Source organism: Methanobrevibacter sp., from assembly GCF_045646045.1.
In the GTDB taxonomy this organism is placed as follows: domain Archaea; phylum Methanobacteriota; class Methanobacteria; order Methanobacteriales; family Methanobacteriaceae; genus Methanocatella.
Genome location: NZ_JAZRJY010000091.1, coordinates 51,399 through 66,665 on the forward strand (window position 1 = coordinate 51,399; position 15,267 = coordinate 66,665).

The window sequence follows — 15,267 nt, forward strand, 5'->3', positions numbered from 1 at the left end:
ATTATGGGATATGATGAGATTTATGAAACATATTTGGAAGTTTCAAAAAAACATGTTGATAGACCATTATTCGATCATTCAACTGATTCTTGTGAAGAAACAATTGAAGATATTAAAAATAATAAAATAGCTATTTATACAGCTTTCACAGGTGATTATGATACATTAAAACATCCTGAAGTCATTGATGATAATTGTGATTATATTTGTTTTACTGATAATGCTGAGTTAACATCCGATTTATGGAAAATCATCCCAATGGAAGAATCAATATTGGATAATAATAGAAAAGCCAAACAGTATAAGTTACTTCCCCATAAATACTTAAAAGATTATAAATACAGTTTTTGGCTGGATGGAACTTTTAAAATTAAAGGCAGTATTCGTGAATACATTTATAATAATATTCGAGCTAATTCTAAAATGCTGGTTGTTGTTCATACAGAAAGGGATTGTGTTTATGAGGAATATGATGCTTCTAAAATCATTCCACGCTATCCGAGGGCAGTTATGGAAGAACAAGTTGAATTTTATCGTTCACAAGGATTTCCTGAACATTATGGTTTAGGTGTTATGGGTGCGCTTTTTAGGCAACACAACCATCCTGACGTAATTAAAGTAATGGAAGATTGGTGGGATGAAAATATTAAATATACCAATCAAGATCAGCTTAGTTATGCATATGTATGTTGGAAAAATGATTTTCATCCATCTGTAAGCCGTGTTTATTATTGGGATAATGAATACTGGGCTAAGGAAGAGGGAGAGTATCATCATAAAGTTATTTTCACGACTCCTATTACAAGTGATAACTTAAGAGCCAAAATAGGTGTTGAAGTAGAAAATATGAAAATCGGAGATACTATTGACCTGTCCCGTGAAGAATTATATTTGCTTGTAAATGATGTAAAAGGATTAGCGGGATATAGAATTGATACTGCTGGACGTGTTGGTTTTTTACACAATGAGTATAATGAGTTTATGAATTCTAATTCTTTAAAATTAACGAAACCTTTAAGGGCTGCAGGCAATTTAGCTCGTAAAGTTAAACATAATAATGTAATAGAATCTATCAGAACTTCAAAAACAAGTGCTACTGATGACATTAGGGAATATGATGCCATAAGTAATTTAGGACTTTTGAATGAAACCAGATATGGTCAAATACATCCATGTATTGATCCGATATTGCATTTTATCCAGGAGGGTTCAAAAACTGATTCTATGGATAAAAAACTAGAATATATAAATCCGATTTTTGATTTGTATTACTACATAAGCGAAAATGAAATCGGGGATGAAGATCCGGTACTTCATTATGTTACAAAAGGTTTTAAAGAAGAATTAAGTTTTAATAGAAAATATCCTAATTTTATAAGAAATTTAAACGATAATGTTAATGTGCAGTTAGATACTTTTGCTAATAGACGCATTAAAAAAGAATTGAATTCTAATCATTATATAACAGATGCTAATGTTTTAATCGATTATATTGTTACTCAAAAAAAGTTTAAAACAAATACTATCAAAGTGGGGGTTTTTTTAGAAGATAATTATGATAATATGAATGCATGTCCATATATAAGAATTCATGCTCCATTTTCCAAATTATCTGAAGATGGAAATTATCATTTCTTTATTTATGGTCAAGAAATAATGCCTCTTCTGGATATTGAAAACATGATTAATTCACATATCTTCGATGTTATTGTTATTCAGAGAGTAAATCCATATTCCAATATAATTTTAAAGAAAGCTAAAAAGCATAATATTAAAGTAATTTATGAAACTGATGATGATTTCCTTGATATTAATCCGGCTAATCCCTCATATAACTATATTTTAGGTAATTTTGATAATATTAAAAAGCTTGTAAACAATGTAGACCAGATTACTGTATCTACCAATGAATTAAAAAGTCGTTTTGATAAATTGGGTATTGATAATGTTGAAGTTATTAGAAATTATTATGTTAATAGTTGTTTACCATTGAAACCATTTAAATTTAGAGGAAATGACATTGTAAAAATTGGTTATTTCGGAACTTTAACTCATCAAAATGATCTGGAATTAATTCATAATGTTATTTTAAGGTTAAAAGATATTTTCTCTAAGAAAGGAAAAACAGTTATTTTTGAAGTTGCCGGCGCTTCAATTGATGAGATTTGTGGATGGTTTAATGTAGTTAAAATACCTTATTATCCTATGTCATTACCTACTTTTTATGACTGGTTAGGAAAACACTCTGATTGGGATATAGGTATTATTCCATTAGTTAACACAGAATTTAATAAGTGTAAAAGCGAACTTAAATATATAGAATTTTCAGCTTTAGGCATCCCTGTTGTTGCAAGTGATATGAATGTCTATAATGAAGTTATTAAAGAAGGTGTAACAGGATTTTTAGTAAATACGGAAGATGAATGGGTAGACAGATTATCCGTATTAATAGAAGATCCTATTTTAAGAAATGGTATGGTAAATAATGCTCATGAGGATATTTTAAAAAATTACAGTTTAAAATCCCGTGTCAATAAGTGGGATAATATATTTAAAAGATTATTAAAGGATTAATTATCTTAATCTTTCTTTTATATTATTTATTTTATATTTAATCCACCCTTTTGTAGTTTGAAGTCTTGCAACTTTCTCATTTTTTTGATTTAGTTCAACTTCAAGATTTTGTATTCTATTTCTGAATAATTTGTAGTCTTCCATTTGCATATATGCTTCATCTAAGTTTCCTTGTATAATCTGGTTAATAATACTTTTAATCGCATTATTTTCGGGAAACGGTTCTACATTTTTTAGTTTTTTAAACATATGTATGGATTTTTCAACTAATGTTTTTTTATCCTCCAAATCAATTGTTTCGCTCAATGCAACGTCACTGAGCCAGACAGATAAATGCTGATTGAAAATGGTATCATAGTACTTGCAAGCATTATTCTTTTCTAAAACATCTTCTGTGTATGAATAACCATCTATTAATCCATTTAAATAATGCATTCCTTTTGATAAACTTGTTGATGAGTTATCTCCAGTTCTCAATCTAAAATTGTAAACAATATCATTAATAAATATAATCTTATTTGCATTAATGAATGCATCTACCATAAAAGTTAAATCTTCTGCAAAAACACCTTCCGGAAATGATATTTCATGTTCAAGCAAAAATTCTTTTGGAAATATCATTCTCCACACATTATTTATTGAGAAAAATAGTAGGTTTTCATCAATTGAATTTAAAACAACATCTTCAGTTATCCAGTCTTCAGTTACAAAGTAATTATCACCAAAAGTCTGGAATTTTCCAATAGCAATATCAGTGTTATTGCTTGTGATTGCATTGTATAACTTTTCTACTGTGTCTGGAAGATAATTGTCGTCATGGTCTAAAAACATTATGTAGTCAGATTCACTGTTAGCTATTCCAATATTTCTTGCTCTTCCAGGAGTTCCTGTTTTTTTACAAGAGTCATAAGTTTTAATATTTTCGTATTCAGAACAATATTTGTTGATTAAATCTTGTGTTGAGTCTGTTGAATAATCGTCTATGATTATCACTTCAATATTTTCAAAGCCTATACTTTGAGCTTTAATTGAATCGATTGTTGAGTCTAAAAATTCAACACTATTGTATGATGGAATAATAACAGTTACTTTATATGACATAAATTTATTTTTATGTTAAATATTATATATAATTAAGAGATGAAATAATGTTTTTTTCTAAATCAATTAAAAAAAATCCTAAGGCTTATATTGCATTTAAATCTAAGGGCAATCCTCAAAAAATTTCTAAATATCAGGATGCATACTCTCGTATTAAGAGCTTAGCCATTATCGATGAAGATAAATATTTGGAAGTTCATAATAACTTAAATGATTTAGATTATATTCTCCATTATTTATATTATGGTATTAATGATTCTCTGGAAGTTCAGCAATCCTATACCAGCGATATTTTTAACTTAGAATTCTATAAAAATACTTATGGTACTGATAATCCTATTTTGGATTATGTTTTAGATGGTTTTTATAAAAAAAATCAGCTTAATATTCTGGATAATAATTATATTAATACACTTGAAATGGACCTTTATAAACAATACTTTTCAAATGAAAAATCAACTGTTGAAAATATTGTTTCTAATTCGTATTATATTCGTGATAAAAGAACTTTAATTCCCTATATTCAACGTGAAAATCCTATTGAACTTGATACAATTCGTGTTGGAGTTTTTACAAATGATCCATTTGAGAATTTAGCTCCATGTCCATATATAAGATTGCATGCTTTATTTTCAAAATTGTCTGAAAGTAAAAAATTCACTTTCTTTATGTATGGTATGGACAGTTTTGTAATGATGGATATTGATAATATTTTAAGATGTAAGCTATTTGATGTGGTTGTTGTTCAAAGAATTCTTCCTTTTTTGGATGTTTTACGTAAAAAGTGTAATAAATATGGTATTAAATTAGTTTATGAGACTGATGATGATTTATTGGGTGTTGAACCTAATAGTCCTTCATATGAATATGTAAATAGAGTTTCAGATTCTATAAAAAATTTTATAGATGATAGTGAAGTTATTACAGTTACAACACCAACTTTAGCATCTAAATTTGATGAAAATAAAACCGTTATTATCTCAAATTATTATGTTGATTCAGTTTTTGATATTAAAGAAGACATTAAGACTGAAGGAAAACTTAAATTAGGTTATTATGGAACGTTAACTCATTCAAAAGATTTATTTTTAATAAAGAATGTTATTCTAAAATTAAAAGAGAAATATGATTTTGATTTTGAAGTTATTGGCGGATTTAATGCTTCAGATAATGTAGATGAAAATTGGTTTAAATCAGTTGAACTGCCTCCGGACAATATGGATTTTGAAAAATTCATGGGTTGGTTATCCAAAACAATTGATTGGGATATCGCCCTTGTTCCTCTTGATGATTCTCCATTTAATCAGTGTAAAAGTGAGTTAAAATTCATTGAATTAGCTGTTTTGGGACTTCCTGGTGTTTATTCTGACATGTGTGTTTATAATAATGTTGTTACAGATGGTATCGACGGTTTTTTAGCAGGTAATGATGATGAATGGGTAGAGAAAATCGAAATGCTTATTTTAAATAATGATTTAAGGAAAAATATTAGAAATAATGCTTTAAATAAAGTTTTAAGGGATTATTTAATAGAAGATAGGATACAAATGTGGGAGAGAGTATTGATTCAATAAGTTAATTTTATATATGCTTAAATAATAATAGTATTATTGAAAGGAATTTTTTTCGGAACTTATCTTCCGATATATGAAATGGGGATTTAATATGTTGGAACAATATTTACCATTTGCTGCTTTGATAATATTTGGGAATATTGAGAATTTAGTACTTTCTTCTCAAGGTGTTATTGCTGGAGCTAATCCAGTTAAATTGGCTATTTTTAGTTTAATTGCAGTAGCTTTTTGGTTAACTCTTGGAACAATTGGAACTCAAATTGCAAGACCTTATGTTAGTTTTATAGACTTTTTTGGTGGTTTAATAATATTTATTTTAGGTTTTCAAGCTATGTATGAATCGTTTAGGGGCGAATAAATATGTTTAAGGAGTTTAAACAATTTTTTGGCCTAATTGTTTTTGGAAACATTGAAAACCTTATTTTGGCTGCACAAGGTGTTGGTAGCGGTGTTAATCCAATAGGTTTAGCTATTTTAAGTTTTATTGCTGTAATATGTTGGCTGTTAATTGGTACATTTGGTACTAGGATAGCTATTAAATATGCAAGGTATATTAATTTTATTGGTGGGCTTGCAATATTTATTTTAGGTATTCAGGCAATGGTAGGGGCCTTTCCTCATATGTTAGCTTTTTTCCAATAATTTCATTTTTTTAGATATATTTAATTAATATCAAAAAGATATTAGTTATTAATTATATTATTTTGCTGATTTTTATGAATGATAATGTGAATCCTTATGAGATAGTAAGAACTATATATGAATCCAATGTTGACAGTTTTATTTTAAGTGATTTATTTCAGCCCAATTTCGAAGTAGATAACGAATTAATTAATGATATTAAAGATAATGAGATTGTTATATATACAGCCTTTACTGGAGGATATGATTCACTTAAAGAGCCAGAATTTAAGGATGATAATGTAAGATATGTCTGTTTTACACAAGATTCTAATTTAAAATCTGATACTTGGGATATTATTCAGATGGAGGATTCTACATTAGATGATAATAGGATTGCAAAGCAGTATAAAGTTTTTCCAAATAAATATTTTCCGGATGATAAATACAGTTTTTGGATTGATGGTTCTTTTAAGATTAAAGGCAGTATTCGAGAATATATTTATAAATACGTTAATTCTTCAATGTTAACGGTTGTTCATCCGGAACGTGACTGTATTTATGATGAAGCCGCACAATCCTTGCCTCATCCAAGATATTCAAATTTTACCATAACAAAACAGGTTGAAAAATACAGATCCGAGGGGATGCCCGCTCATTATGGCCTTCCCGTTTTAGGTGCTATTTTTAGAAAGCATAATGACCCTGAAATTGTTTCATTAATGAATCAATGGTGGGAAGAAATAATTAATTACACTAATCAGGACCAATTAAGCTTTACTTATTTGATGTGGAAGAATGACTTCCATCCTTCTGTAGGAGCTGTTTATTATTGGGATAATGAATATTGGGCAATAGACAACCAGGAATATCATCATAATGTTAAAGTAGAGGATTATATTACAAGCAGGAATTTAATAAAATCCCTTGAAGGCAATATCAAAGAAACAAATACATTAACAAAAGAGGAAATTACTTTGCTTTTTAATGATATTGATGCATTAAGAGATGAAGCAGAAGCTTTAAACCAGAATAGGGATTATTGGGATAGACAAATTAACAATGTTAGAGACTCCACATCCTGGAAATTGACTAGTAAATTGCGAAATCTAAAGAATAAGGGTGATTAAATGGTTAAAAATATTGTTAGCGGGTTTTCTCCATCAAATTTAAAATCCATGCTTAAAAATCGTAAATATTATGGTCAGATAAATGATTCAGGATTATTTGACAGCGAATTTTACAAAGAAACTTATGATGATTTTAATGGAGATCCTCTCAATCATTATTTGACTAAAGGTTATAGGGAGGGAAAATTACCTTCTTTAGATTTTGATCCTGATTTTTACTTAAAAACTTATCCTGATGTTAAGCAAGCACATTTAAATCCATTACTGCATTATATTGCTTATGGCAAATCAGAAGGTAAAATAATTCAACAGGCATATTCAATTAGAAGAAAAGAAGAAATTTGTGAAACTAACTTGGCATTTTTATCTAATTATGAATTTGATACAGAACCATTAGTATCTATTATTATTCTAAACAGAAATGGTTTGACTCATCTTAAACGCTTGTTTAAAGACTTTGATGCAAAAACCAATTATTCTAATTATGAAATCATCGTTGTAGATAATGCATCAACAGACGATTCAGTTTCCTTTTTAAAAAGTCTGGATTTACCAATAACCGTTATTGAAAATGATATTAATGTTAGTTTTTCTAAAGGTAATAATGATGCGGCTAAAATAGCTAAAGGCCAATATTTACTTTTATTGAATAATGATATTGAGCCTACGTACGGATGGTTAAATGAATTGGTCGGTACAATTTATTATAATGATGATGTAGTTTCTGTTGGAGCTAAACTTATTTTTCCTTATTATTTTAATGTTAATAGGGAATCATCTTATAAAATACAGCACAGTGGCGATATATTTGCTGAAAGAATGTATCCTTGCTGTTTATATGCAGTTAATAAATCCGATTCAAAATTAGATATTTTTGATTCAAAACTAACTCGAAATAATCAATGTATTGCTGTTACCGGTGCCGTAAATTTAATTGATAAAGAAGTTTATGATGAGCTTTCCGGTTTGGATGAAGAATATTTTTACGGTCTTGAAGATGTTGATTTTTGTTTAAAATTACATAAAAAGGGTTATAAAATTTTATTTGCAGGTAATGCTGTATTATTCCATCATGAATCTAGTACAAGAGTTAAAAGTAAAAGTTATTTCGAAAATGATAAGAATAATTACTCTGTTTTCTGGAATAAATGGGGTCAATATTTATCTAGATGTTTATTATTGGATAAAATTAATTCACAAAAGTTTTTCACAGAAAAGAATCTTAAAATCACTATTGTTGATGAGGTAGATTCTAAAAATAAAGAATTGATATCTGATATTTCCAAAAAATTTAATGACATTGATTATTCAGTAGAGGTGATTACGGATATGGGAAACAATTATATCGGTAATTCCTGTGATATTTTAATTTCATTTACTGATAATTATAATTTAAATAATCTTGTTGCACGTGGTGATATTGTAAAAGTTATTGTTGACAATAATAATCTGAATACTGATGATTATGATATTGTTGTTTCTTTTGATGATATAAGTCAAAATAACGATTATTTTATTAAAATCGATAATGATTTCGCATCAGAATTTTTAGAAAAACTTGAAAATATAATAAGAGATGGTTATGAGTTTTAAAAATAAACTTTTTTCAAAGTTTCCAAGCAGATATATTTCTTATAAGGTTAAAGATAAATCCAAAGCTTCAGAAATTATTGAAGGATATAAAGCTATTCGTAAAAATAATCTGTTTGATGATGAATTTTATTTAAAAAAATATCCTAAAGTTTCATCATCTGGAATGGATCCGCTGCTTCACTATATTTTCTTTGGTTTTGATGAAGGTAAAAAGCCTAATGACACCTTTGACGGTGTTTTTTATAAAAATCATTATTCTGATGTTAATATCAATCCTTTAGTTCATTATGCATTATATGGAATTAAGCAGAATCGCCAAATCAGGGTTCAAAATAGTGATTTATCTGAATTTGCAAATGAGAATAAGAAAAATATTCTATTTGTTTTACATGAGAAAATCGGTACAATCGGCGGAACAGGTTTTTTAAACATGGATATTATTGATAACTTGCCTGATGAGTATAATGCTTTTATCTTAACTTCTGATGGCGAGGATGTTGAATTATGGAACGCTGATGAAAATTTAGAAAAAATTGCCAATTATGATGTTTCTTTTAATACTAATTTTTCAGTCATAGATAATGATGATAATTTCATTTCTCATGACAGTTTTGAAAACATTTTTTCCAATCATGAGTTTGCTATCATTTACGATGAAATCCTTTCAAAATTAAGAATTAGTTTAGTTCATATTAATCATTTAATTAATCATAGTTTTGATTTAATTAATATTATAACAAAAAAATCCATTCCATTTCTCGTTAATCTACATGACTTCTATTATGTTTGCCCATCCATCCATTTAGTTGATATCAATTGTCAATATTGTAACTTCAATTGTCAAAATTGTAAAGGTATTGCTCATAAATCAGATATTACTAATGAAGAAATCCTTAAAAGATGGCATGAAGAATGCTGTGCTCTTTTAGAAAAATCATCTATAAATATAGCACCTACTCAAAGTGTAGTCGATATATATCGAAATATTTATCCCGATTTAAATAATTTTGACGTGATAGAACATGGTGTAACGGTGGATAAATCTTCATATACTCCAAAATTAACTGCAAATCCTATAAAGATTTTAGTTCCAGGACATGTATCACCCCATAAAGGTTCATTAGTAATAAAACAGCTGAAAGAATTTGATAAAAGCAATAACCTGGAATTGCATTTCATGGGAACTACAATTCCAAATTTAAATAACTATGGAATAAATCATGGTAAGTATGAAAGAAATGATTTTAATAGAATTGTATCAGAAATAGAACCTTCATTTTCTTTAATATTATCGACTTGTCCTGAAACTTATTCATATACTTTAACAGAGTCCTGGATGGCAGGTATACCAGTTATAGCATCAAATCTTGGAGCTTTAAAACAAAGAATTTCATCAACTGATGCGGGCTGGCTGGCTGATTATACAAATATAAATGATATTTATAACTTAATTATTAATATTAATCAAAATGATTATGATAAGAAAGTTTCAAATATTTCAAAGATTAAGTTTAAAGATTTAAATGAAATGTGTGATGAATATATAAGTTTATATAATAAATTAACTGATTAAAATGGCTGATTATAATATTTCCGTTATTGTCTCTACTTATAATACTGGTGATTATTTAACTGAGTTTTTAGACTCTATAAAATCCCAAAGTATTGGATTTGAAAATATTGAAGTTATTTTCGTTGATGATAAATCAACTGATAATTATACTTTGGATTTATTAAAAAAACTAGATCAATCTTACACCAATGTTAAAGTTGAATTTTTAGATGATAATAGTGGATTTCCTGGAACTGGAAGAAATACAGGTTTAAATTTGTCCAGTGCTGATTATGTTATTTTTGCTGACCATGATGATACCTATACCGAAAATGCATTTGAGATAATGTGTAATAAAATCGGTGAAAATGATATGCTAATATCTAATTTTAATCAGGTTTATCCAAATAAAACTATTCCATTTAAGTCAATTTATAAAAATTCAGGTGAAATAGAGGTTAAAAACATTGATGAAGATAAAAATCTTTTAAGAGTACCTGCTGCAATATGGACAAGATTATTCAGAAAAAATTTTTTATTAAAAAATAATATTAGTTTTTTGGAGGGTATGCTGGCTGAGGATGTTTATGTTGCCACATATTCCTGCCTTAAAGCTGATGGAATAATTTATCTTAATGATTTTTATTCTTATAATTACAAAATAAGAGATAGCGATAATGATAAGTCAACTATTCATGTAAGGAATCGTAAATATATAGAGGCAATATTGAATGGTTATTATAAAATCGATGAGATGTTAATAAGTTTAAACAAGACATCTTATGGTGAAATAATCTTTAAGAGTCATCTTACATCATGGCTATATACAATTGTTTTATCCAAAATATGTGATGAAGACAAAAAAGAATTATTTATTAAATCATATGATATATTTAATAAATATTACAGCGAAGATCCTTTCTTTAAAAAAAGATATGATAAATTAGTTGATTTAATTTTAAGTAAAAAGTTTGATGATGCGGTTATAGAATCTAATAAATTAGAAAAAACTCAGGAAAATATGAATAACAGAAGTTTCATTTCTAAAATAAAGAATAAATTGGTCGGATAAAATGGCAAAATATAAAGTTAGTGTGGTTGTTCCAACATATAATTCAGGTCTTTTTCTCAATGCTTTTTTTGATTCAATAATGTATCAGAGTTTAGGCTTTGAGAATATTGAAGTTATTTTTGTTGATGACTGTTCCGACGATGAATATACTCTATATCTTCTTGATTTATTTGATGAGAATTTTTCTAATGTAAAATCAATTTCTTTAGAGAAAAATTCTGGATTTCCGGGAACCGGACGTAATACTGGCTTAATAATAGCCGATTCCGAATATGTAATTTTTTCAGACCATGACGACACATATAATCCAGATGCTTTTGAGATTATGTATGATAATGCGACAAAAAATGATGCCGATATGCTTATAACGAACTATTATAGGATTTTTCCTGATGAACGGGAAAAAGTCAAAACAGTTTTCAATGGGGAAAATATAGTAGTAAATGATGTTAACGAAGATACGCGCCTATTTTCTATAGATCCGGCAATTTGGTGCAAACTGTTTAGAAAGGATTTTTTAATTGAGAATGATATCCGTTTCTTGGAAGGCATGTTGGCTGAAGATTTATACTTTTTCATCGTTTCTTTATTTAAATCATCCTCCACTGTTTATTTGGATGATGTTTATAGTTATAATTATTATATTCGTAATGTTGAAGGTGATAAATCTACAATTCACATCAGAAATAAAAAATATTTGGGAAAAATGATTGAAGGATACTGGAAAACAGAAGAATTCTTAGAAAATAATGATTATAATAAATATTATGCTGAAATTTTCAATATGCACTTTGTATATTGGTTAACCAGTTTAATACTTAGCGGTATTACTGATGATGAAAAGTTAGAATTGATTATGGATATTAATGAACTTCTTAAAAAGGATGTTGAAGTAATTCCCGGATTTAATGAAAGAATTTATGCTAGTTTAACTAAACCTATTTTAGAAGAGGATTATGCAAAAACAGTTAAAAATATTAATTCTATTTCAAGATATCGTGGAATCTTACTGAAATTGACCGGTACTTTTTCAAGACTTAGGGGGTAGGCCATGTTTTTAAAACATAAAATATTTGGAAAATTATTTAATATTTTCACTAAATCTAAGATTAATAATAATTTAGTTTCTTTCATAATTGATTCTAATGAATCATTTAGCGGAAATTTGGAATATATCAAAAAAGAATTTGAAAATAGAGGTAATTTTCAGTTTCATTTTTATTATAAGGATAAACTGTCTTTAAGTTCTTTAAAAAAATTGGCTACTTCAAAATATGTATTTTTAAATGATAATTTCTTTCCTTTAGCTTTTATGGATTTTAATAAGGAAACTCTTGTTATCCAATTATGGCATGCTCCTGGTGCCTTTAAAAAGTTTGGTGGCAGTGTTGAAAATGCTTCAATGCTTAAATTAATTTCAGATAAAACTGATTATTTGATTATTACATCCACATACAACGAATCTTATTACAGCGAAGCATTTCAAATTGAAAAATCCAAAATTAAACCTTTAGGTCTTCCGAGGGCAGATTATTATTTCGAAAAGCATGATATTGATAGACTGCGAAATAATTTTAATGAAAAATATGGAATTAATTCTAATAAGAAAATAATTTTGTATACTCCTACTTTCAGAGAAAATAAAGAATATAATAATGTTTTTAATTATTTGGATTTAAATGAATTTAATAATAAACTGTCTGATGAATATGTTTTAGTTTTAAGGCTCCATCCTAAAATTAAAAAATTTTATTCAGAAGATATTTCTGTTAATGGGGATTATATTGATTGCAGCGATTATAAAAATGAACAGGAGCTATTATTATTGTCAGATATATTAATAACAGATTATTCTTCAATAATGATAGAATTTGGACTATTAAATAAACCAATTATATTTTTTGCTTATGATTTGGATAATTATTTGTCAAATGAGAGGGGATTTTATTTGGATTATAAAAAAGACCTTCCCGGACCTGTTGTTTATACCACTGAAGAATTGATTGATGTTATCAGTGAGGGAATTGATACTTCCAAATTAAAGTCATTTACTGAGACTCAATTTAATCAAATAGATGGTGGAGCATCTGCAAGGATTGTTGATTTTGTTCTAAAAGAAGGTGGCAAAAATGGATAATGTTAAAGTTAGCATAATATTGCCGGTATTTAATGAGGAAGAATATATATCAGCAACCATAGATTCAATCATCAATCAGGATTTTACGGATTTTGAAGTAATTGTAATTGATGACGGCTCAACAGATAACACCTTAAAAATCATCGAAGAAAAATTACTCAACTCTCCAATTTCACATAAGATTATCCATCAGGAAAATAAAGGGGTAAGTTCCGCTAGAAATAAGGGAATTTCTCTTGCCTGCGGTGAATATATTGTATTTATCGACGGTGATGATTATATTCTGACTAATCATTTATCTCAATTATACAACGAGGGCTATGATTTTAGTTTAACTCAAATGGTTAAAAAAGAGGGAAATGATTTAACAAATCCTCATTATTACGAATTTGAAGAAATCAATACTGAAGACTTCATTAAATTAGAGTTAGAGATGAAAATACCTTTTAATTTTGTTCAATTATCATACAAAACAGATATTATAAAGAAAAATAATTTAAAATTCCGTGAAGATGTAAGTTATGGTGAAGATACGGATTTTGCTTTAAAGGCATTAAGCTACGGTAATTCAATAAAAGTCAATAATGAAATTACTTATTATTATATTCAGCATGAAGAATCATTAATCAGTACTTCCAAATTAAAACGTTTTGATTATATTCCTGTTTTAGAGGATTTAGCTGTCTTTTTCAAAAAACAAAATCAGGATGACTTGTCAGAATTGGTAATTAGCTCCAGAATTCCAAGAGCTATTTTTGGAAATATGAACTACTTCTTTTATAATAATTACGATTATGATGAAGTAATTAAAAAAATGAAAGATTTGGATTTATTCACAAAATTATCTAATTTCAAAGGGGATAAAAAATTCTCACTTAAAATTAAGTTATTTTTATTTAATCCTAAGTTATACTATATAGTGTGGAAAAAATTTAAAAATTCAATTTAGATATTATGAAAGTTTCAGTTATCACCCCCAATTATAATGGAGTTAAATTTCTTAAAAATTATTTTAAATCACTTGATGATGACAGTGAATATATAGGTGAAGTAATAATCATTGATAACGGATCTGATGACTCCAGTATAGATTATATTCAAAATAATTCATTTAATTTTCCAGTCGTACTGATTAAAAATGATGAAAACATGGGTTTTGCACCTGCTGTTAATCAGGGAATTTTAAAGGCAAAACATGACTATATTTTCTCCTTAAATAATGACACTGAAATTAAAAAAGGTTCAATTAAGGCGATGCTGGATTTGATTCGGGATGAAAATGTCTTTTCCGTTCAGGCTAAAATGCTTCAATCCAACAATAAGCAGCTCATCGACGATGCGGGAGATGCATATAACCTCCTTGGATGGACCAAAAAAATAGGGGAAAATCAAAGTTCTGATAATTATTCTCAAGTTGTAGAAATCTTTTCAAGCTGTGCTGGAGCCGCATTATACAAAAAGGATGTTTTAAATGAAATTGGTCTGTTTGATGATAATTTCTTTGCATATATGGAAGATGTCGATTTGGCCATCAGGTCGCAAATTAACGGCTATAAAAATTTATTGTGTCCCGAAGCTATTGTATATCATATTGGCAGTGCAACGAGCGGCAGCAGATATAATGAGTTTAAAGTTAAGATAGCGGCCCGTAATAATATATGGACTGTTTATAAAAATTTGCCAATTCCATTAAAGATTATTAACTTTATATTTTTGTTTTTAGGTTTCTTGATAAAATATATTTTCTTTGTAAAAAAAGGATTCGGTTCACTTTATCTTGAAGGTATTAAAGAAGGCATGTCTACACGATCCAAACTTAAAAAAGTAAATTTTAAAAAAGATAATTTGAAAAACTATTTTAAACTAGAGTATAAATTAATTGTAAATACATTAAAATTTATAAAAAAGTGAAG

Annotated in this window: 13 protein-coding genes; 12 read left to right on the plus strand and 1 reads right to left on the minus strand. The window is 27.7% G+C overall.

Annotated features, from left to right (window positions below):
• Nucleotides 1–3 precede the first annotated feature (3 nt).
• Nucleotides 4–2,574 carry a glycosyltransferase domain-containing protein gene (locus tag ACKI5C_RS06180; protein WP_407432306.1) on the plus strand — a complete coding sequence of 857 codons (2,571 nt, stop codon included), beginning with the start codon at nt 4–6 and terminating at the stop codon, nt 2,572–2,574.
• Here ACKI5C_RS06180 and ACKI5C_RS06185 read toward each other — a convergent pair whose 3' ends face one another.
• Nucleotides 2,575–3,675, minus strand: a complete 1,101-nt coding sequence (locus tag ACKI5C_RS06185) for a glycosyltransferase family 2 protein (RefSeq protein WP_407432307.1) — start codon at nt 3,673–3,675, stop codon at nt 2,575–2,577.
• 47 nt (nt 3,676–3,722) lie between these two features.
• Here ACKI5C_RS06185 and ACKI5C_RS06190 point away from each other — a divergent pair, with 47 nt between their 5' ends.
• The 11 genes from ACKI5C_RS06190 (at nt 3,723) to ACKI5C_RS06240 (ending at nt 15,265) form a co-directional block, all read left to right on the plus strand.
• Nucleotides 3,723–5,249, plus strand: a complete 1,527-nt coding sequence (locus tag ACKI5C_RS06190; protein ID WP_407432308.1) for a glycosyltransferase — start codon at nt 3,723–3,725, stop codon at nt 5,247–5,249.
• A 91-nt stretch (nt 5,250–5,340) separates the two neighbouring features.
• Nucleotides 5,341–5,607 carry a hypothetical protein gene (locus ACKI5C_RS06195; RefSeq protein WP_407432309.1) on the plus strand — a complete coding sequence of 89 codons (267 nt, stop codon included), beginning with the start codon at nt 5,341–5,343 and terminating at the stop codon, nt 5,605–5,607.
• Nucleotides 5,608–5,609: 2 nt separating this feature from the next.
• Nucleotides 5,610–5,891 (plus strand): hypothetical protein, encoded by a 282-nt coding sequence (locus ACKI5C_RS06200; RefSeq protein ID WP_407432310.1) that lies wholly within the window; start codon nt 5,610–5,612, stop codon nt 5,889–5,891.
• 74 nt (nt 5,892–5,965) lie between these two features.
• The gene (locus tag ACKI5C_RS06205) at nt 5,966–7,000 is read left to right on the plus strand and encodes a glycosyltransferase domain-containing protein (protein ID WP_407432311.1); all 1,035 of its coding nucleotides are present in this window, start codon (nt 5,966–5,968) and stop codon (nt 6,998–7,000) included.
• Nucleotides 7,001–8,593 (plus strand): glycosyltransferase family 2 protein, encoded by a 1,593-nt coding sequence (locus ACKI5C_RS06210; RefSeq protein WP_407432312.1) that lies wholly within the window; start codon nt 7,001–7,003, stop codon nt 8,591–8,593.
• Nucleotides 8,583–10,166: a glycosyl transferase gene (locus ACKI5C_RS06215; protein WP_407432313.1), complete on the plus strand. Its 1,584-nt coding sequence runs from the start codon at nt 8,583–8,585 to the stop codon at nt 10,164–10,166. Before ACKI5C_RS06210 ends, ACKI5C_RS06215 begins: the two co-directional genes overlap by 11 nt.
• A gap of 1 nt (nt 10,167) precedes the next feature.
• Nucleotides 10,168–11,217 (plus strand): glycosyltransferase family 2 protein, encoded by a 1,050-nt coding sequence (locus tag ACKI5C_RS06220; RefSeq protein WP_407432314.1) that lies wholly within the window; start codon nt 10,168–10,170, stop codon nt 11,215–11,217.
• A gap of 1 nt (nt 11,218) precedes the next feature.
• Complete coding sequence (locus tag ACKI5C_RS06225) at nt 11,219–12,265, plus strand: glycosyltransferase family 2 protein (RefSeq protein WP_407432315.1); 1,047 nt, start codon at nt 11,219–11,221, stop codon at nt 12,263–12,265.
• A gap of 3 nt (nt 12,266–12,268) precedes the next feature.
• Entirely contained in the window at nt 12,269–13,354 is a 1,086-nt protein-coding gene (locus ACKI5C_RS06230; protein WP_407432316.1) for a CDP-glycerol glycerophosphotransferase family protein, read from the plus strand.
• Entirely contained in the window at nt 13,347–14,303 is a 957-nt protein-coding gene (locus ACKI5C_RS06235; protein ID WP_407432317.1) for a glycosyltransferase family 2 protein, read from the plus strand. The genes ACKI5C_RS06230 and ACKI5C_RS06235 overlap by 8 nt, the downstream gene beginning before the upstream one ends.
• A gap of 5 nt (nt 14,304–14,308) precedes the next feature.
• Complete coding sequence (locus tag ACKI5C_RS06240) at nt 14,309–15,265, plus strand: glycosyltransferase family 2 protein (RefSeq protein ID WP_407432318.1); 957 nt, start codon at nt 14,309–14,311, stop codon at nt 15,263–15,265.
• Nucleotides 15,266–15,267: the final 2 nt, after the last annotated feature.

Coding starts and splice junctions, on each gene's coding strand:
- ACKI5C_RS06225 (WP_407432315.1), top strand. CDS start 11,219: ATGGCAAAATATAAAGTTAGTGTGGTTGTTCCAACATATAATTCAGGT.
- ACKI5C_RS06220 (WP_407432314.1), top strand. CDS start 10,168: ATGGCTGATTATAATATTTCCGTTATTGTCTCTACTTATAATACTGGT.
- ACKI5C_RS06200 (WP_407432310.1), top strand. CDS start 5,610: ATGTTTAAGGAGTTTAAACAATTTTTTGGCCTAATTGTTTTTGGAAAC.
- ACKI5C_RS06210 (WP_407432312.1), top strand. CDS start 7,001: ATGGTTAAAAATATTGTTAGCGGGTTTTCTCCATCAAATTTAAAATCC.
- ACKI5C_RS06195 (WP_407432309.1), top strand. CDS start 5,341: ATGTTGGAACAATATTTACCATTTGCTGCTTTGATAATATTTGGGAAT.
- ACKI5C_RS06205 (WP_407432311.1), top strand. CDS start 5,966: ATGAATGATAATGTGAATCCTTATGAGATAGTAAGAACTATATATGAA.
- ACKI5C_RS06215 (WP_407432313.1), top strand. CDS start 8,583: ATGAGTTTTAAAAATAAACTTTTTTCAAAGTTTCCAAGCAGATATATT.
- ACKI5C_RS06230 (WP_407432316.1), top strand. CDS start 12,269: ATGTTTTTAAAACATAAAATATTTGGAAAATTATTTAATATTTTCACT.
- ACKI5C_RS06180 (WP_407432306.1), top strand. CDS start 4: ATGGGATATGATGAGATTTATGAAACATATTTGGAAGTTTCAAAAAAA.
- ACKI5C_RS06185 (WP_407432307.1), bottom strand. CDS start 3,675: ATGTCATATAAAGTAACTGTTATTATTCCATCATACAATAGTGTTGAA.
- ACKI5C_RS06190 (WP_407432308.1), top strand. CDS start 3,723: ATGTTTTTTTCTAAATCAATTAAAAAAAATCCTAAGGCTTATATTGCA.
- ACKI5C_RS06235 (WP_407432317.1), top strand. CDS start 13,347: ATGGATAATGTTAAAGTTAGCATAATATTGCCGGTATTTAATGAGGAA.
- ACKI5C_RS06240 (WP_407432318.1), top strand. CDS start 14,309: ATGAAAGTTTCAGTTATCACCCCCAATTATAATGGAGTTAAATTTCTT.